This is a genomic window from Paenibacillus taichungensis (assembly GCF_050994985.1).
GTDB lineage: Bacteria > Bacillota > Bacilli > Paenibacillales > Paenibacillaceae > Paenibacillus > Paenibacillus taichungensis.
Window position 1 is genome coordinate 1,767,468 of record NZ_CP194720.1, and the last position, 17,559, is coordinate 1,785,026.

General features: G+C 40.2%; 19 protein-coding genes and 2 pseudogenes. 14 read left to right on the forward strand and 7 right to left on the reverse strand.

Translation table 11 applies throughout. From position 1 onward, the window contains the following. Positions 1–5 precede the first annotated feature (5 nt). The 4 genes from ACR1R9_RS08195 to ACR1R9_RS08210 are packed head-to-tail and all read left to right on the forward strand — an operon-like array spanning position 6 to position 1,233. Positions 6–272, forward strand: a complete 267-nt coding sequence (locus tag ACR1R9_RS08195) for a hypothetical protein (protein WP_433921366.1) — start codon at positions 6–8, stop codon at positions 270–272. Then, on the forward strand, positions 245–517 hold the full coding sequence (locus ACR1R9_RS08200) for a phage holin family protein (RefSeq protein ID WP_433921365.1): 273 nt from the start codon (positions 245–247) through the stop codon (positions 515–517). Before ACR1R9_RS08195 ends, ACR1R9_RS08200 begins: the two co-directional genes overlap by 28 nt. Continuing rightward, positions 510–722, forward strand: a complete 213-nt coding sequence (locus ACR1R9_RS08205; protein WP_433921364.1) for an N-acetylmuramoyl-L-alanine amidase — start codon at positions 510–512, stop codon at positions 720–722. Before ACR1R9_RS08200 ends, ACR1R9_RS08205 begins: the two co-directional genes overlap by 8 nt. Next, complete coding sequence (locus tag ACR1R9_RS08210; protein WP_433921363.1) at positions 676–1,233, forward strand: N-acetylmuramoyl-L-alanine amidase; 558 nt, start codon at positions 676–678, stop codon at positions 1,231–1,233. The genes ACR1R9_RS08205 and ACR1R9_RS08210 overlap by 47 nt, the downstream gene beginning before the upstream one ends. A 595-nt stretch (positions 1,234–1,828) precedes the next feature. On the opposite strand, the pseudogene ACR1R9_RS08215 reads toward ACR1R9_RS08210, so the two are convergent. After that, positions 1,829–3,019 (reverse strand): annotated as a pseudogene (locus ACR1R9_RS08215) (IS3 family transposase). Between the two features lie 290 nt (positions 3,020–3,309). Here ACR1R9_RS08215 and ACR1R9_RS08220 point away from each other — a divergent pair. Beyond that, positions 3,310–3,660 (forward strand): hypothetical protein, encoded by a 351-nt coding sequence (locus ACR1R9_RS08220; protein WP_433921362.1) that lies wholly within the window; start codon positions 3,310–3,312, stop codon positions 3,658–3,660. A gap of 114 nt (positions 3,661–3,774) precedes the next feature. Here ACR1R9_RS08220 and ACR1R9_RS08225 read toward each other — a convergent pair. From ACR1R9_RS08225 to ACR1R9_RS08245, 5 genes and pseudogenes are all read right to left on the reverse strand, one after another. Continuing rightward, a pseudogene (locus tag ACR1R9_RS08225) lies at positions 3,775–3,873 on the reverse strand (toxin-antitoxin system HicB family antitoxin); the annotation flags it as partial. 103 nt (positions 3,874–3,976) lie between these two features. After that, positions 3,977–4,444, reverse strand: a complete 468-nt coding sequence (locus ACR1R9_RS08230; protein ID WP_433921361.1) for a hypothetical protein — start codon at positions 4,442–4,444, stop codon at positions 3,977–3,979. A gap of 617 nt (positions 4,445–5,061) precedes the next feature. Further along, entirely contained in the window at positions 5,062–5,394 is a 333-nt protein-coding gene (locus tag ACR1R9_RS08235) for a hypothetical protein (RefSeq protein WP_433921360.1), read from the reverse strand. 110 nt (positions 5,395–5,504) lie between these two features. Continuing rightward, the gene (locus ACR1R9_RS08240) at positions 5,505–6,266 is read right to left on the reverse strand and encodes a hypothetical protein (protein WP_433921359.1); all 762 of its coding nucleotides are present in this window, start codon (positions 6,264–6,266) and stop codon (positions 5,505–5,507) included. A 622-nt stretch (positions 6,267–6,888) separates the two neighbouring features. Next, positions 6,889–7,548: a CatB-related O-acetyltransferase gene (locus tag ACR1R9_RS08245; protein WP_433921358.1), complete on the reverse strand. Its 660-nt coding sequence runs from the start codon at positions 7,546–7,548 to the stop codon at positions 6,889–6,891. Positions 7,549–8,098: 550 nt separating this feature from the next. Here ACR1R9_RS08245 and ACR1R9_RS08250 point away from each other — a divergent pair. Continuing rightward, the gene (locus ACR1R9_RS08250; protein ID WP_433921357.1) at positions 8,099–9,400 is read left to right on the forward strand and encodes an aldehyde dehydrogenase; all 1,302 of its coding nucleotides are present in this window, start codon (positions 8,099–8,101) and stop codon (positions 9,398–9,400) included. 112 nt (positions 9,401–9,512) lie between these two features. Here the strand turns inward: ACR1R9_RS08250 and lexA are convergent, their stop codons facing one another. After that, positions 9,513–10,139 carry a transcriptional repressor LexA gene (lexA, locus tag ACR1R9_RS08255; protein ID WP_024630400.1) on the reverse strand — a complete coding sequence of 209 codons (627 nt, stop codon included), beginning with the start codon at positions 10,137–10,139 and terminating at the stop codon, positions 9,513–9,515. A 306-nt stretch (positions 10,140–10,445) separates the two neighbouring features. Between lexA and ACR1R9_RS08260 the strand changes: the two genes are divergently transcribed. The 8 genes from ACR1R9_RS08260 to ACR1R9_RS08295 all read left to right on the forward strand — a co-directional run bounded on the left by ACR1R9_RS08260 (position 10,446) and on the right by ACR1R9_RS08295 (position 17,481). Further along, on the forward strand, positions 10,446–10,823 hold the full coding sequence (locus ACR1R9_RS08260) for a LysM peptidoglycan-binding domain-containing protein (protein WP_099856330.1): 378 nt from the start codon (positions 10,446–10,448) through the stop codon (positions 10,821–10,823). A gap of 96 nt (positions 10,824–10,919) precedes the next feature. Further along, positions 10,920–11,129 carry a DUF896 domain-containing protein gene (locus tag ACR1R9_RS08265; protein WP_062325454.1) on the forward strand — a complete coding sequence of 70 codons (210 nt, stop codon included), beginning with the start codon at positions 10,920–10,922 and terminating at the stop codon, positions 11,127–11,129. Positions 11,130–11,255: 126 nt separating this feature from the next. Next, on the forward strand, positions 11,256–11,768 hold the full coding sequence (locus tag ACR1R9_RS08270; protein WP_076289095.1) for a hypothetical protein: 513 nt from the start codon (positions 11,256–11,258) through the stop codon (positions 11,766–11,768). A gap of 28 nt (positions 11,769–11,796) precedes the next feature. Beyond that, positions 11,797–12,603 (forward strand): HAD family hydrolase, encoded by an 807-nt coding sequence (locus ACR1R9_RS08275; protein WP_433921356.1) that lies wholly within the window; start codon positions 11,797–11,799, stop codon positions 12,601–12,603. Positions 12,604–13,148: 545 nt separating this feature from the next. Beyond that, positions 13,149–14,111, forward strand: a complete 963-nt coding sequence (locus ACR1R9_RS08280) for an ABC transporter permease (protein WP_076289097.1) — start codon at positions 13,149–13,151, stop codon at positions 14,109–14,111. Positions 14,112–14,123: 12 nt separating this feature from the next. Continuing rightward, a complete protein-coding gene (locus ACR1R9_RS08285) occupies positions 14,124–14,993 on the forward strand; it encodes a carbohydrate ABC transporter permease (RefSeq protein ID WP_024630394.1) in 870 nt (289 codons plus the stop codon). Positions 14,994–15,070: 77 nt separating this feature from the next. After that, positions 15,071–16,702: an ABC transporter substrate-binding protein gene (locus tag ACR1R9_RS08290; protein WP_433921355.1), complete on the forward strand. Its 1,632-nt coding sequence runs from the start codon at positions 15,071–15,073 to the stop codon at positions 16,700–16,702. 104 nt (positions 16,703–16,806) lie between these two features. Then, a complete protein-coding gene (locus tag ACR1R9_RS08295) occupies positions 16,807–17,481 on the forward strand; it encodes a GntR family transcriptional regulator (protein WP_076289099.1) in 675 nt (224 codons plus the stop codon). Positions 17,482–17,559 lie beyond the last annotated feature (78 nt).

Here is a 17,559-nt window from a genome sequence, read left to right on the forward strand (position 1 = left end):
AAGCATTGCAGACGGCACAGCAGATGGCCATTCGTATTGTTGAGGTTGAAGCGGAGCTGAAGAAGGTCGCTGACGTTGCTCATGACGCCAAGCGTAATGCAGCAGATGCATTGTCACGATTAGATAAGCATGATGCGGATCAAATATGGTTGAAACGTACGGTGTACGGTGCAGTATTAACTGTAATAACTGGTCTTCTTATTGCGGCTGTTTGGGCCGGAATCAAGTTAGGGGGGGATGTAGTGTGGAATGGGACATTATTCAAGGTTTAATTGATGGCAGGCTACTGATCGTATGGGCGGCCGGCTGGGTGATCGGGTATGTGCTGAAGAAGACTCCACGGATACCGGACTGCACTATTATTTACATCGTTACTGGCGTTGCAATTTTGTTTTCAATACTAATGCTCGGGCTGGCGGTTGATAGCGTAGTACAGGGCATTCTGGTTGGCGCCGTGGCGGTGTTTGGCAATCAGCTTATTAAACAGACTAAGAAAGGGGTTGAGGAAAATGTTTAAAGTTTGGATTGATGCAGGTCATGGGGGCAAGGATCAGGGAGCAGTGGCTAACGGACTTCTTGAAAAGGATATCGCACTGAAAGTGTCGCTTGGTATCAAGGCCTGCCTGGGAGCAGCAGGATGTACAGGTGATTTTGTCGAGATCCACAGATGTATTCTTGGAGCTGAAGGAGCGGACGAACAAAGCGAACGCTGCAGGTGCTGACATCCTGGTATCCATTCACTGTAATGCTGGCGGTGGAAAGGGTGGCTTTGTGACGTTCCGTTACACGTTAGCATCTCAGGGAAGCATCAAACTGCAGGAAGCTTTGCACAAGGCTATCATGAGCAAGCTAGGCGGCACAGATCGTGGACAGAAGGCGAAGGACCTTCACATGGTTCGTGAATCCAATATGCCGGCAGTTCTGATAGGAAACCTGTTTGTCGATGTGGTAGCTGACGCAGATCGACTCAAGCAGGCCGCTGTGCTCGATGCGATTATTGAAGGTCATGTCCAAGGGATTTCTGCATACTTGGGGCTGACCAAAACGAAGGCGGACAAGCCGGTGATTCAGGAAAGAGACATTAAAGTGCCAAGTAAGTTGGCTGAGACAACTTGGAAGGAAGTAACGGAGAAGGGTTTCTTCGATGGTACGCGTCCAGGTGCAGCGGTTACACGCGAGGAGCTTGGGACCGTGGTCGGTCGGTTGTTGAAATACTTTGATCAAAGAGGATAATTATGGTACTATGAATTAAAATCCGAAAGAATCGGCATGTGTCCCCACTGACAATAGCTAGCGGGGACTATTAGTTGTAGATTGACGGGGACGATGGTCTATGGTGTAGCGGGACTGCCAACCGTCTTGTGTGCAGTAATCATAGCCCTTTTGGTTGTTATGCTTCTAAGTATCGTAAGATACGCAAGTATAAAACTAACTGAAAAGGGGGAGATGCCTATGAATAAAGGAATCTCTAAAATGAAAACATATTGGTCTGTTATGCTCGAAACAATTTGGGCTATGATAGTCAGTTATACTGCAGGCATAGTCCCCCTCCCCGTGAGTCCGCAACTTAAATTGAATTTAATACATCCGAAGTAATCGGTAATAAGGACTCTACTGGCATAACTGGTCGAGTCCTTATTTAATGATTTGAATAATTACATAGAAGAATTGAGAAAACTTGGAGGATGGTTGTGATAACTGATTTAGCAAATTTCTTCAATTCATATTCTGCAGTATTCGGACCCCTTTTAACTGGTGCTATTGGGGTCAACTGGTAAATAATTTAATAATATCAAAAAAGAGATAAATTAAAGAAAAGAAGAGGCGATTAATAGATACTGGTCATAGTCCCGTGAAGTAGACAATAAAAAAGAGAAATTCCATTAAGCGGCGACTTTTTCCCTGGGGAGAGGTCGCTGAGTTTGTTTTTGAAACGTTCCTTGTTGTAAAACAAAATATACTCTGTAATTTGGTTCCTTGCTTGCTCCAGATTCTGAGGCTTCTCCAAATACAACTTCTCCGTCTTTAAGTGGGAGAAGAACGACTCAATACATGCATTGTCATAGCAGTTCCCACGCCGAGAATGGCTTCCTGTTAGCTTCTTCTCTTCAAGCAACTTGGCATAGCTCTGTGTTGTATACTGGAACCCCTGGTCGGAATGGAGCAAGGTAGGTCCACATTTCAGTTTCTTCACCGTGTCCATAACGAGTTTAAATCATTTCGCTCGGAGAGTTCACAAGCTACAATCTCGTTATTGTATAGATCCATCACAACCGAGAGATAAGCAAAATCATGCCCAATCCGGACATACGTAATATCCATCACGAGCTTCTGCAGAGGAGCTGCCGCCGAGAATTCTCTATTTAAGACATTACGGAACAGAACGGACGGTTTCCACCAACAAATTGACGTTTCTTGCGAATCACGGAACGAATCTGGAGTTCTCTCATTAAGCGGCGTACCTTTTTGTGATTCACCACGAGGCCTTCCTTTCCTAACGCGGTTCGCATACGTTTGTAGCCAAAATAAGGACGAAGCCGGTGAATGCCTAAAATATGTGCTTTTAGATCCGCATCCCGATCTGCTCGTTTCTCTCTGAGGACGATATTCTTCTTACATTTGTAGTAACCTGCACGAGAAATTTCAGCCATTTTACACAACCAAACCACAGGTGCCCACTTGCTTTCTCGAACGGACTGGCACCGGGTTTCGAAATCCAGCTTCCCTCTCCGTGCAAATTCGGATTGAGCTTTTTTAGATATTCTACCTGCGCTTTCAGATAGGCATTTTCTTCTTCTGCACTGCTAAAATGCTTCTTTGTCCAACGTCCTCGATAATCCTCAAAACTCACTCCATTTTGGCTTTTCCGTACCCAAGTAATAATCTGGCTCTCACTCTTAATACCAAACTTCTCCATGATCCGACTGTATGTCCAACCTTCTTCCAATCGCAGACGAACAGCCTTTTACTTCGTTTCTTCACTATATTGATTAAAGGTTTGGCCTTTTTTAGCTGGCATAGCAAAAATCCCCTCCGGTTTTCAGTGTTGAGTTCATTTTAACATGACTTCTTCTTTCACTATCTACCTTGAGGGGATAATACAAAAATCAATATTGTAGTGTTTCAAATATGGATGGTATGTATTGAATTAAATCTTCCAACCCCTGAGGGAGCAATGTCTAACAAGTATATTTTGATTATGATGAAATTGCTATTCAGTGCAGTGTTAATGATATTGAAAGCCAGCTTAACGAATCAGATTCGATCCAGAAGAGAAAATTTCTTGAGTGGTTTTTAAAAAAGTATGTAATGAAAGAGTATTACGCCCAAGTCTATAGTGAGTTCTTTGATCCAGAGCATATTTGGAAAGACTCACAGGCAATATCTAAGTACTATCTATTGAGAAATATAGTTGATAACACAGAATTGGGTTACGTATTGGAGTTTGGAGAACGGCAACAGCTTAGGAGTTTACTACTTAATGATATTTGCTTATCGTATTTCTCACCAAATACTACCCTGAAATATAAATACTCTATAACTCAAAATGAATATGACAGTTTTCATCTTGAGAAACGTTTGGCACTTGAGTATCTTTTGGATAGTGGAGAAATCAGAAGATCAGATAACGAGTTGATAACATTATCCCTACAAAATTAGGTATTGATTTGGTCGGAAAAATAGAAACAGAATTAGATCTCTGAATATATATATTGTTGATAACCAAAAGAGCCCTGTTAACCTTCAATGGTTTTCAGGGCTCTTTTGGTTTATCTACTCAATTTGTACAGGTAGTACTGATTTTAAAGACACATCTTCCGCAGCGGCCCGCTCCACCAATTGCTGGTGCAGACTCCGGGGTATCCGCAAATTGAATTTATCGCTGTTCTCATCTCGACGACAAAATACTACAAATAAAAATGGCCCTCCTGCAAATTAAGCGGGGGAGCCGTTTGAACATCTACTATAATATTATTTAGCTGTGTTTTGTAAATTGAATTGTATAAGGTTGGTTGTAGTTATTGATGCCGTTATCCATAATTCTGAAGTAAACTTTCTCACCAGGTTTAGCACTCATACCAATTGCCTCAGCGTATCCAGGCCCATTCCAGTTATCCATCTGAATGGACAGGATCGCACCGCTTGCATCCATTTTAATTACACCCATAATAATATCGAAATTAGGTGGCGGAGTAGCAATAACGCCAAATGAGATTACAGAAGATCCATTTGTGTTGTCTACAAGATAATAGTCATTATCACTCATGCTATCTAAATACTGTGTTGCGCTAAATCCAGAATTCTGATTAACACTTGAGTACATCACTTCTGCTGTCTCAAAGGTATCAGCCCAACCGGTTTTAGCGAATGCAGAACTTGAACCAAATGCCAATAAACAAGCAGTTGCCATAACAGAAATAGAGAATTTTCTTAATCTTTTCATATTCAAACCTCCCAAATATACTAGAACCAATAAAGTAGATTCTGTTTTATGTTGTTATTTGAACTTAAAGATGTCGAAGAGCCTCTTACATAATTAGGTTGGCCAACCATGGATAAATATACCATATGTAAGTTATGTTTGTAAATCATATTGTTGTTAAATGTTGGATGAACAAATATTATTATGGAATTTGTGGTTTATAAGTCATTATGTGCAGGAAGTACATGCCTTTTGTCGAATTGGTAGATTTGGTGATGAGATGAATTATACATATAAGATATTATCCACAGATATGGATTTCTTCGCAGCAAGTCCGTGTTTCTGTCTGGCATGTCCTAGGTGATCACGAACACATCATTGACTATGGGGGACAGGTAGAAGAGTATAGTCCAGTATCCATTAAAATCATGGGCGGGAGATACTTTCGAGAACAGTATGAATTTCGGGTATAAAAATAGGAGCCATTTATAGGCTCCTTTTTGATGTCAAAAATCTTTTAATATATCCAACATTGCTGACACAGGTATCATGGCAAGAGGTGTCATTTCAACAATCATAAAAATGCATCCGTGTCTTCCAATCATTTCCTTCATCTATGTAATCAATCAAACTCATTTCTACCTCCTCCCCATAAAATCAGGGAGAAACTCTATTAATGCTCCTATTCCTGCTCCAAGCGTAAATACTCCTAATATAAAACAAGCTATTATAGAATCATAAATACTACTCTCTTTTCCGTAACTATGTCCGCAATTAGGACACAAAAGAGCAGATCTAGAGATGGAATGTCCACAAGAAACACAAGGTCTCAATTTTGAATTTTCACCACTGATTCTTCTCTTAATATTAATAAACATATTTAAAAACAATACTAAACTGAATCCAAAAATAATCAACAGAACACAAGCGACCATAGAAACTACAACAATATACTCAACTTTTTCTTTCATATGTCCTCCAGTTTTGTAATCAATCCAGAATAGTCTATCAGACCTATTTGGTTATTTCCATATATTTCTGTAAAGAAAAGACTCCGTGCAATAAGCACAGAGTCGTGTAATTAGTTGGTCGTGTATTCACTTACTTCAAATGTCAAAATCTTATCGAATATCACGTAATCTGTACGCTTGCTGAATGGACCTTTGTTGTTGCCATATTTGTTTATGGCGAACTTGGCCGGGCCAGCGCCTTCATCACGAGCATCGTACCAGTTGAGGAATGCATTTACATCACTCATTGGGAGATCAAACTCTTTTTCAAGGCCTGTTGTCATCGTTACAACTAGAATGGCACGATCTGCAGCTGGATCTACTGGATCAACCGGATCAGGTGATGTATTCGGATCCTTACTATAGAAGAAGTCAAGTTCGTTAATATTAATGTCTTCTCCAGACATTGTGTACAAAGTAATGTATCTCACTTTACTTATAACTTTTCCGTTGGGTAGTGGTTCGAGTGTTCCAGTCCCACCTTTTAGGGTGAACTCACTTAAATAACCAGTCGATCTATCGTAAAAGTTAATTCTCATATTTTTTAAATCGCTGTTAATTTTAAAGGAATCAATTGTTCTATCTGTTCCTAAATCAATCATTACCATTTTATTTTTAGGAAGTAAAGCTCCTGTCGTTTCATTATTATCGGTAATTAATGTTGTTACAACTTTAGAGTCATGTGGCTTTGTAATAAAGTAGATATCAGGAATCATAATTGTGGAATCTTTGCCATTAGCATAGCCACCCGTATAAGCACTTACAGAAGATAAAGGGATAAACACAGACAAAATAAGCGTGAAAATTAATAGTAGATTGATCTTTCTTTTCATTGGTTCTTATTTCCTCCTCAGGGTTAATTAAGAATTAATATTACAAAAATTAACAAAGGTTGTCTAAACAATAAATCCTACATATTCAATTAAATATGTAAAAGTGAATGGATATTTTTTCGTTACCCAGAACACCGCGAAGCATACTTGGTGCAAGAAGGACTACAAAGGAGACGGGGCAAGCTGATAATTGATAGAACTCCAAGGGATTACTCAAGTAGCTCAGTTTTTTCCTTCTATTATATAGGGTTGTTTCGGACATATGATTTGCGATCCATCGGAGCTGTACTAACGGTTAATTTGAAGTTTAGGGGACGTCCCCCAACTCGTCCCCCAAACATCCCCCAAGTCGTGAAAAGCTATGATTTGATTATATACGAACGTTAGTTCCTATTAAATGTCGTATATAGCGCATATATATTGAAAGAAACAATAATATGAAGGGATCGTACATAAACCGTACACAAGTCCACCAATGGGAACGCGATCAATATATCACGTTGTACTAATAGCTGAATCCCTTGGCGCTTTAGCGCTGAGGGGTTTTTCTTTTTTGTTTTGGCGGGAGATATAAAAAAGCTAGGTAGAATAATATTCTACCTAGCTTTATATCTATAGGAACTCAGTCCTTAATTTCTGATAAGTAGTGCTCATATAACTCGTCAATTGAAGAACTAGAAAGTAAGTGAGTGACTGCTTCAATTGATTCTCTTTTCCAATCAAACCAGCGCATTTCTTTTAACTTCATGATTTCTTCTTCTGAGAAACGCTTTCTAACTTCTTTTGCAGGATTGCCACCAACTATAGTGTAAGGGGCGACATCTTTTGTTACAACTGAGCCTGCTGCAACAATCGCACCTTCACCAATGGTAACACCAGGCATAATCATTGCATTCATGCCGATCCATGCATCGCTTTCTATAATGGTATCTCTCTTGGGTGAGAAGGAATGGCTAATTTGATCAGCGAACGGATAAACAGTGATCCACTCCGCATGATGATTGTTATTTCCTCCCATAAGAATAACGACACCGGCTGCGATACATACATAATTACCAATAATCAATCGATCTATTTGCCATCCAAATTCCTCAATGGGGTTGAATAAGCTCCTGGATTTGTCATCTCCCCATAAATATCTCACGCATCCGTCTTCAAAAGATGAATTGTTATCATAATAACCGGAGTAATAAGAGTAATCGCCGACTTCGATTAATGGATTGGTTACAATATCCTTTAAATACTTAATTTCAGACCAGTGATTAAATTGATTTATATTCATTTTAGTTTCCTCGCTTCTAAGTTTTATTTCTGAGTAACTTAGAAGCGTGATGCGGTAGCCACATTCTTTAGTTTTTTTAGACGACGAATCATCTGAATCATCCTTCCTTAAGATATGAGGGCGATTATAACAATGACCTCCTTTTTTGTCAATCCTATTCTAATAAAGAGATGTCAGTGGGGATCCTCCCTCAAAGTGTATATAATGAAGAAAAAATTCAGTGAGAGAAAATATAGACAGAACACGTGCCCATCATTTGGAAGGAAGGATACATCATGTTTGACTAAAACGGGGACGGGAATAAAAATGTAAAGAGGAAGCTGGCATTCGTAGCATAAAATATTGGCATATTAGTGTTGAGGCTTTTTATGTAGTCAATAAGAAATAGAATGGTTAATTAAGATATGATCATATCGTTGAAGCGAGAGTATGTTTAAATTGTTTGCTCTGTATTTACAGTATCTATATGTTGATAGTTTCATATAATTGCGTTATAATTCATTTGTGTTTTTAGAAATTAAATTTTGAACAATTAATTGGAGATGTTAATATGGAACAAGAGAAGCAACTGGTTGCCGCACAGCGGACATTTTTTTATACAGGACAAACGAAGTCTATTGAGTACCGTATTCATGCTCTTCAGCAATTGAGACAGGGAATTGAGAAGTATCAGCAACGTATTCTTGACGCACTTCGTGTGGATCTAAATAAATCTGAAACAGAGGCTTATGGCTCTGAGATTCGGATCGTGTTGGTTGAACTGGATTTTGCATTGGAACATTTGGAGGAATGGGCTACACCAAAACCTGTACCTACAAATTCTGCTATACCCGATGGCACAAGCTTCATTTATCCTGAACCTTATGGAGTTGCTCTTATTATTGCACCATGGAACTATCCGTTCCAACTGGCTTTCGGCCCTCTAATTGGAGCCATTGCTGCGGGTAACTGTGCCATTATAAAACCGTCAGAATTAACCCCAGCCGTGTCACGTCTAACTTATGATTTGATCCATGAGATATTTCCTAGTGAGTACATGGCAGTTATGGAAGGGGAAGTTGAGACGAGTACGGCATTGTTGAAAGAAAAGTTTGATTATATTTTCTTTACAGGCAGTACAGGTGTTGGTCGCATTGTTATGAAGGCAGCTGCTGAGCATTTGACTCCAGTTACGTTAGAACTAGGCGGTAAAAGTCCGGTCATTGTTCATCAGGATGCGGATGTGAAGCTGGCGGCTCAGCGCATTGTCCGCGGTAAATTCCTGAATGCTGGGCAAACCTGTGTTGCTCCGGATTATTTGCTTGTACACGAGCACGTACATGACAAATTACTTGAATTGATCGCTGCAGAAATTCAGGATAAATTTGGAGATGACGTGATGAAAAATGCTGATTTTCCGCACATTGTCAATGCACGTAACTTTGATCGTTTATCCGTTTTGCTCCAAGATGGCAAGGCAATAATCGGTGGGCGTTCTGAACGTGATCAGCTGCTCATTGAACCAACAGTTCTCGGGGAATTGGATTGGAAATCCCCAGTGATGCAAGAAGAGATCTTTGGTCCAATTCTTCCTGTATTTAAGTATACCGACCTCGACCCCATGCTAGATGAGATTGTTCGTCGTCCAAAACCACTGGCATTATATCTCTTCACTCAGGATGAGGATCTGCAGAATCAGGTTCTGAATCAAGTTTCTTTTGGTGGTGGTTGTATTAATGATACCTTGTCTCATATGACATCACATTATCTCCCGTTTGGCGGCGTAGGGGAAAGTGGAATGGGTTCTTACCATGGTCAACAGAGTTTTGAAGTGTTCTCTCATCATAAAAGCATTCTTAAACGCAGCGAATAATCGACTAACGTAGAACAATATATATTGTATAAGAAAAAAGAGGTTGTCCCGTTGAACGGGACAACCTCTTTAAGTATCTTATTGTGAGACTTCTGTACAACTAGAATACATATTAATGAATATCACGGAAAAGGCCGATGACTTTGCCCAGGATGCTAACGTGTTTCAAACGCAACGGTTCAAAAGTCGAATTTTCCGGTTGAAGACGAATATGATCTTTCTCTTTGTAGAACGTTTTTACCGTTGCTTCATCGTCTTCAGTCATGGCTACTACGATATCGCCGTTATCTGCAGTTTGCTGCTGACGTACGATAACATAGTCTCCGTTAACAATGCCTGCTTCTACCATACTGTCTCCTACGACAGAAAGCATGAATACTTTCTGTTCGCCTACATAATGCGTGGGAAGAGGGAAGTAATCTTCGATATTTTCTGTTGCTGTGATCGGAACCCCTGCAGTAACTTTACCCACGACAGGAATGCGAGCAACGCTGTGAGCAAACTGATGTGAATGCTCTGACTCTTCCTGGCTGAGAAGTTCAATGGCTCTTGGTTTGGTTGGGTCACGTCTAATCAGACCTTTCTTCTCCAAACGATCCAGATGTCCATGTACTGTAGAGCTGGAAGCCAATCCAACGGCTTCACCAATTTCGCGTACGGAAGGAGGATACCCCTTCAACCGGACTTCATTGCGTATAAACTCCAGAATAGCCTGTTGCCTGCTGGATATCTTCGACATACCGTATCAACCCCATTTTATTAACGTTTGGGAAAATTATAACATAGAACCTCCGTTCGTACAAACATAAGTTCTAAATAAAATGCCATAAAATCAATGTTTTTTTGCGAATTAAGATGAAAATTTTCTTTTGGTCTAATCAAATACTGCAAATGACAGTTCCCTTTTCAATAGAAGAAAGATATTGGAATGTAGGATGCAACAAAAAAAAGCGAACAATTGTTCTAAAAAGTTATTGTACAAAACAAGTGTTCGTGTTATATTGATTTCAACGGATAGGAACAAACGTTTGGAGGTCGATATTTAATGAGATATTCTACTTATCAAAGCATTTACGAACCGGTGCGTTCAGAAGTGGTTGAAACTAACATAAGGAATTTTAAGAAGGTTTTTGCAAAAGGTAATGTCCCAACTTGGGTCTTGAAATTAATAATCGTAAGCTTAATTATACTGGTTGGATGCAGTACAGTACTCACTGTGTTCGCTGGCAATGAGAAAGATTTATTGCCTGGAGGGAAGATGGCAGTTTCACAAGGAGATACACTATGGAGTATATCATTAGATCACAAACCTGAAACAATGGATACACGTGTATATATAGAAGCAATTAAGAAAGTGAATCAACTTCAGTCAACTTCAATACAAGTGGGGCAAGTCTTAATACTGCCTCAATTCACAGAATAAGACTGCATATCCACACGCACTAATGCATGTCAGCTTGACAAGCTGCCCTTATCATGTCAAAGTTAATAAGACTTTGTATTTTTGGAGGGGACAAGCTTGGATATAGATAGTCTGGTAGCACGTATTAATGAATTGGCCCGTAAGCAAAAATCCACTGGACTGACAGAGGAAGAGCTCGCAGAGCGTGCCAAGCTTAGAGAAATCTATTTGAATAACATTCGAAGCAATTTCAGACAGCAACTGGATTCGATTGAAATTGTAGATGATGAGAACGATCAAGGCCACCAAGGCAAACTCAAACATTAAGGAAACCTAATGATATCAATATGATATTTAGGTTTCTTCCTGTTATCTAGAGGTTGCAAATTATAGGGGGAAATGTTGGTTTGCAGTTATGTAAGCCGATACAAAGAACATCTAAGGGGGATTCTCATGTCGCGTTCGTTCGAGAGAACGGTTCGGAAAAATTCTAAGCAGTTGAATCAGCAACGCAAAAAAAGCGGTAAACCGATTTCCGGTACACCAGGTGAGGACGTATTTAAAGGACGCAGCCTTCTGTTTCCTATTTTTCTGATCGGACTAGCATTCCTGTACCTCTTTATGAGTACATTTCTTGTCAAAGCTCCGATGACCACTTGGGACTGGGTGACCATGTTGCTGTACGTATTTTTGGCAGTCATCTTCATGCTCCGTCGCCCTTATGTCAAAATAGGAAGTAATCGGATTTTGACGACAAAAGGGAACCGCGAGCGTTCAATTGGAGTCGATGATATCGTGAAATTCAGAATTGAGCCAGGTACGGTTGTAATTGAGCATAATGCACGAGGTAAGAGATGGGTATTTACCAAACTACTTAATCGTTATGATACCGATGCAATCACTGAACGTCTTCTGAAATTCGCCAAAGCACATCAGATCACCGTGGAAACATACGAGAAAAAGTAATTATTGCATAAAGGGGAAGATGACCGAAATGGCGTTAAAAGCGATTTTGTTCGACCTAGATGATACTTTACTGTGGGATGAGCGCAGTGTTCGAGAAGCCTTCCATGAGACTTGCCTGATTGCAGCTCAAGAGACGGGTATTAAACCCGAAGACCTTGAAGAGGCTGTTCGTAATGAGGCACGTAATCTGTATGAATCTTATGAAACTTTTTCGTTTACCAAAATGATAGGGATTAACCCGTTTGAAGGTCTTTGGGCTAACTTCACAGGTGGCGATCAGCCGGAGTTTCGCCAGTTGGAGCAACTTGCACCCGCATATCGTAAAGAGTCATGGCGTCGCGGCTTGTTAAAATTGGGTGTTGATCGTGAAGATCTGGCGGAACGACTTGCCTCACAATTTGGGGCTGAGCGGAGATCAAGACCCCATGTCTATGAAGAAACGATGGAAACATTGAGTCATCTGCAAGGGAAGTTTAAGCTTTTGCTTTTAACCAACGGCTGTCCTGCTTTACAACAAGAGAAACTTGATGGCGTTCCTGAATTGGCTCCTTTATTCGATGAAATTATTATCTCGGGTACGTTCGGTAAAGGAAAACCTGATCCTTCGATCTTCGAACACGCATTGAGTAAGCTGGGAGTTCAACCTGAGGAAAGTATGATGGTTGGAGATAAGCTTACAACTGATATCCGTGGAGCGTTGTCTGCAGGTATTCAATCTGTTTGGATTAACCGCGAGAATAAAGAGAACACCGAATCGTATGTGCCTGACCATCAAATCAAGCATTTATCCGAATTGGAACGAATCATTGCTAAATTCTCAATAAGTGCATCATAAATCGTATTTTTAGTGCACTACTCAAACATTGTTAGGTTTTGTGAGATGTATTTTATCCATAAAACCTAACAATGTTTTTTTGTTTTGGGACAGTTTGAACTATACCATAATAACAAAATATAATTTTTTTTACTAAAAGTTATTGAAATTAAAGAACTACTGATTTAGAATATAACTAACATACTAGTATGACTAGTATGCGAATGAATACAGCGAATATCTGTTGACTTACTTGAATGAAGTGGAAGCGGGAGTTATTCGCTATAATTTTCACATCTTTTGTAAGCGCTTTACATAATCGAAGTAAACTATCTAGTTCTGGAAAGGCAACATGAAGTGGTTAGTAAGAAAATAAGGGGAAGCATCTTGACCGAAATGTGCCTCTAGTGATTTTCAAAATTGATATCGCTTACATTGGTTTGGTTTATTCTGCAGGTGGGGGTGAAGTGCATCTGATTACTTGTCTTCTACAAAAAGAAGAGATGATAAGCATTGATCGAAAACGCTTTTATTTTATTAAGCTAAGGATCGGAGTGAAATAACATATGGAGTCGGAAACCGCTAAAACCACGCTAACGATGACATCTTTACGTAAAGAAAGCAGGTTGAGAACTATTACAGCTCTGCTTCGCAAAGATTGGCAGCTGTACTCACTGTTAATTCTTCCAATTATCTATCTTATTATTTTCAAATATGGGCCCATGCTCGGTAACGTAATCGCATTTAGACGATTTGTACCGGGAGGCAGTATTTTTGGAGAGACGTGGGTTGGATTCAGGTATTTTCAGATGTTCATTCAAGACCCAACCTTTTGGAAAGTATTTGGGAACACACTTATGCTCGGTGGACTTGCGTTACTTTTCACCTTCCCAGTTCCGATCATTTTTGCATTGCTGCTGAATGAGGTGAAAAGCAAACGTTTCAAAAAGTTTGTGCAGACCGCATCGTATCTTCCGCACTTCTTGTCCATCGTTATCGTTGCCGGAATGATTCTGCAATTAACGGCAGTTAATGGCTCTATTAACGGAATGGTATCATTCTTTACTGGAGACAGCATTCCTTTCATGCAACGTGCGGAATGGTTCAGAACAATCTATATCACCTCTGAGGTTTGGCAAGGTATGGGGTGGGGAGCCATTCTATATTTGGCTGCATTAACAACAATTGATGATTCTTTGTATGAGGCTGCGCGGATCGATGGTGCGAACCGTTGGAAGCAAACCCTCCATATAACCATACCAGGCATTTTGCCAACGATCGTTACATTGCTGATTTTGAACATGGGTAATTTCCTTGCGGTTGGATTTGAGAAAATCTTGCTCCTTTACAATCCGCTGATCTACGAGACATCTGACGTGATTTCTACTTATCTGTACCGGGTAGGTTTGCAGTCCAGCAATTTTAGCTATGCTACCGCCATTGGTTTGTTCGAATCCATTATTGGACTGATCCTGGTATTCTCGGTTAATGCCATTTCACGCAGACTGACACAACGAAGCTTGTGGTAAAGGAGGAGCAATATGCTGGAATCAAAATCATACAAAGTATTTAAAGTTTTCAATGCCATCTTTTTGCTGCTTGTGGTATTCATCACGCTCTATCCGTTTCTGAATGTCGTGGCCCAGTCTTTCAGCAGCGAGGCTTATATCAATTCAGGCAAGGTAAGCATTATCCCAAGAGGATTTAATGTGGAAACCTACAAGACCATCTCTCGTGATAGCATGTTCTGGACCAACTACAAAAACACAATTATATATACCGTTGTAGGTACTTTGATTTCCATGTTCATGACGACCATTTTCGCTTATGCCTTATCCAAGAAAAGATTAATGGGACGAAAATTTTTGACGATGTTCGCCGTATTCACGATGTTTTTCAGTGGCGGCTTGATTCCTAACTATGTCCTGATAAACTCTCTGGGCTTCAATAACACGATGTGGGCATTGGTTGTGCCTGGGGCAATCAGCATTTATAACATGTTAATTATGAAATCATTTTTCGAAAACATGCCTGAAGAGCTTGAGGAAGCGGCAGCTATTGACGGTTTGAATACGTATGGCATTTTGTTGCGGATCATTCTACCGCTGAGTAAAGCGGTCATGGCAACGATGGTTCTATTTTACGCTGTGGGACATTGGAATTCCTGGTTTCCTGCCTTCCTGTATCTCGACAAAAAGGAACTGTTTCCCGTTACGATCTACTTGCGCAACATGATTGCAGGTGCAACGGGCGGTGCTTCGGCTGGTGCTTCAGCGGATAATCTGACTCAAATTTCTGCAAACATCAAATCGGTCACGATGGTACTCACCATTTTGCCTATTTTAACGATTTATCCATTTGTTCAAAGATACTTTGTAACCGGTATCATGTTGGGATCTGTTAAACAGTAAAACAGTAATCCTAGCCCAATATAGTTCAACATCTTGATTGTAAGGCCAATCTAAACCACATGCAGGGGGAGAATTGAATGAAACAGAGACCACGTAAGCTGGTAGGCAAGATGGTATTGGCAACAATGATGAGTGTCGTTCTGGCAGCATGTAGCAGCGGAGCTGGTGGAGACAAAGTCGAACCAGAATCCAAGGGAGCCATGGAGTCCTATGGTGTAGGGGAGATCTTCAAAGCGGCTGAACCATTTAATCTATCTATTCTGTACAGTGACCAGCCAGCATACCCGTATAAAAAGGATTGGCTCCTGTTCCAAAAAATCACGGAAAAAACCGGAGTCACGCTGGAGCCTACCATCGTTCCGATGAGTGACTATTCCCAGAAAAGATCCCTTCTGATCAGCTCTGGAGATGCCCCACTGGTTATTCCGAAAACCTATCCGGGTGAAGAATCTGCTTTTGTATCCTCTGGTGCAATTTTGCCAGTGAGTGATTATGTTGATTTGATGCCAAATTTCAAAGATAAGATTGAGAAATGGGGACTTCAGGATGAACTTGAGGGTCTTCGACAAGAGGATGGGAAATATTATGTACTCCCAGGTTTACATGAAGAGGTTTGGCCGGACTATACCCTTATTGTGAGAACTGATATTTTTGAGAAAAATAACATTGCCATTCCAAAGACATGGGATGAATTGTATGATGCAGCCAAAAAGCTAAAAGAAATCTATCCAGATTCCGTTCCGTTTTCAGATCGTTTCCAATTTAACAGTACATTGAATATTGCTGCTACCAGTTTTGGAACGAAAGCTGGATGGGGATTTGGCAATGGTTTAACGTATAAAGAAGATCAGGATGAATTTGTATATACTTCGACTACGCCGGAATACAAGGAAATGTTAACTTACTTTAACAAGCTTGTATCGGAGGGGCTGCTGGATAAAGAAAGCTTCACTCAGGACGATGACCAGGCTATTCAAAAGTTTGTTTCTGGAAAATCCTTTATTATTAATGGTAACTCGCAAACGGTAGTGCTTCATCGTAATGACATGAATAAAACGTTGGGAGAGGGAAATTTCTCCATCGCCAAAATTACAGTTCCTGGTGGCCCTAAAGGTCAATTGATGTCCGGCTCCAGACTTGAAAACGGTGTCATGATTTCCGGGAAAATTAAAGACAACGAGAATTTCAAAGCAACCATGCAATTTATTGACTGGTTATACTATAGTGATGAAGGTCAAGAATTTGCCAAATGGGGTGTAGAAGGCGAAACCTTCACCAAACAGGATGGCGTTCGTAAGTTGGCCGAAGATGTGAACTATAACGGATTGAATCCAAAAGGCACAAAGGACTTGCGCATCGATTATGGATTCTCCGGTGGTGTGTTTGCCTATGGAGGAACGACGGATTTGTTGCACTCCATGTTTAGTGAGGAAGAATTGAAATTCCAGCAAGACATGAAAGATATCAAAGAAGTGGTTCCTGCAGAGCCTCCAATTCCTTACTCGGATATCGATCGTGAACAGGTGACACTGCTTAGCACACCGCTTAAAGATTTCTCTGATCAAAATACGCTTAAATTCATTTTGGGAGAACGTAAACTTTCTGAGTTTGATGCATTTGTAAAAGAGCTGGAGAGCCAAGGCTTGCCTCAGTATATGCAGCTTTCCAATGACACATATAAGAAGTACAAAGAAAACAAGCAACAATAGTTCTGAACTGAAATTTGCCCATTGCCGTTTCATTTAGGGAATTTTAGTGGAACGGCAAATTGTGCTAAGATGGATGAATATGGCTGAGAGGAAGAGGTTAAGGCATGTCACTTAATCAAAAGATTAGAGGTTCGACCCGGGCTTATTCATACAATCTGATAAAGGAACGAATTCTGCACCTTGAACTTGAGCCTGGTACCAAGATTTCCGAGAAGGAAATTGCGGATGAATTGCAAGTAAGCAGAACACCAGTACGTGAAGCTTTCATGAAGCTTGCCGAGGAAGAATTACTGGATATCATTCCACAGAGTGGAACCATTGTCTCCCATATTAATCTGGAGCATGTTGAAGAAGGCCGGTTTATGAGAGAGAAGATGGAGAAGGAAATTGTCACTCTGGCTTGTGCCTCTTTTCCCGAAGAGTTCAGATTTAGACTTGAAACCAATATCGCCATGCAGGAAGTATGTATAGGGAAAAATAATTTCTATCGGCTTTTTGAACTAGATGAAGAGTTTCATCAAATATTGTTTCAAGGCACAGGAAAAATGAGAACTTGGAAAATGCTACAGCAGCTCAATATTCCCTTTAATCGGCTTCGTTTATTACGTTTGTCTGAAGATTCCGATGCAGAGGTTATTATTTCACAACATAAAGAAATATACCGACTTATTACGGAACGTGAAACCGAGCGAGCTGTTGAGGTTATGGAAGCTCATCTCAGACTAGTTGTTGTTGAACAAGAGAAGATGAAGGCAAAATATCCACATTATTTTATATAGAACATCTAATGTTGTATACTATCTGAATATGCATAAACCCCTGTTCGAATTGAACAGGGGTTTGTTGAGCAAATAATA

Excerpts from the sequence above, each read along its gene's own strand:
- ACR1R9_RS08205 (WP_433921364.1), top strand. The coding sequence starts at position 510 with ATGTTTAAAGTTTGGATTGATGCAGGTCATGGGGGCAAGGATCAGGGA.
- ACR1R9_RS08220 (WP_433921362.1), top strand. The coding sequence starts at position 3,310 with ATGAAAGAGTATTACGCCCAAGTCTATAGTGAGTTCTTTGATCCAGAG.
- ACR1R9_RS08230 (WP_433921361.1), bottom strand. The coding sequence starts at position 4,444 with ATGAAAAGATTAAGAAAATTCTCTATTTCTGTTATGGCAACTGCTTGT.
- ACR1R9_RS08235 (WP_433921360.1), bottom strand. The coding sequence starts at position 5,394 with ATGAAAGAAAAAGTTGAGTATATTGTTGTAGTTTCTATGGTCGCTTGT.
- ACR1R9_RS08240 (WP_433921359.1), bottom strand. The coding sequence starts at position 6,266 with ATGAAAAGAAAGATCAATCTACTATTAATTTTCACGCTTATTTTGTCT.
- ACR1R9_RS08245 (WP_433921358.1), bottom strand. The coding sequence starts at position 7,548 with ATGAATATAAATCAATTTAATCACTGGTCTGAAATTAAGTATTTAAAG.
- ACR1R9_RS08250 (WP_433921357.1), top strand. The coding sequence starts at position 8,099 with ATGGAACAAGAGAAGCAACTGGTTGCCGCACAGCGGACATTTTTTTAT.
- lexA (WP_024630400.1), bottom strand. The coding sequence starts at position 10,139 with ATGTCGAAGATATCCAGCAGGCAACAGGCTATTCTGGAGTTTATACGC.
- ACR1R9_RS08260 (WP_099856330.1), top strand. The coding sequence starts at position 10,446 with ATGAGATATTCTACTTATCAAAGCATTTACGAACCGGTGCGTTCAGAA.
- ACR1R9_RS08270 (WP_076289095.1), top strand. The coding sequence starts at position 11,256 with ATGTCGCGTTCGTTCGAGAGAACGGTTCGGAAAAATTCTAAGCAGTTG.
- ACR1R9_RS08275 (WP_433921356.1), top strand. The coding sequence starts at position 11,797 with ATGGCGTTAAAAGCGATTTTGTTCGACCTAGATGATACTTTACTGTGG.
- ACR1R9_RS08280 (WP_076289097.1), top strand. The coding sequence starts at position 13,149 with ATGGAGTCGGAAACCGCTAAAACCACGCTAACGATGACATCTTTACGT.
- ACR1R9_RS08285 (WP_024630394.1), top strand. The coding sequence starts at position 14,124 with ATGCTGGAATCAAAATCATACAAAGTATTTAAAGTTTTCAATGCCATC.
- ACR1R9_RS08290 (WP_433921355.1), top strand. The coding sequence starts at position 15,071 with ATGAAACAGAGACCACGTAAGCTGGTAGGCAAGATGGTATTGGCAACA.
- ACR1R9_RS08295 (WP_076289099.1), top strand. The coding sequence starts at position 16,807 with ATGTCACTTAATCAAAAGATTAGAGGTTCGACCCGGGCTTATTCATAC.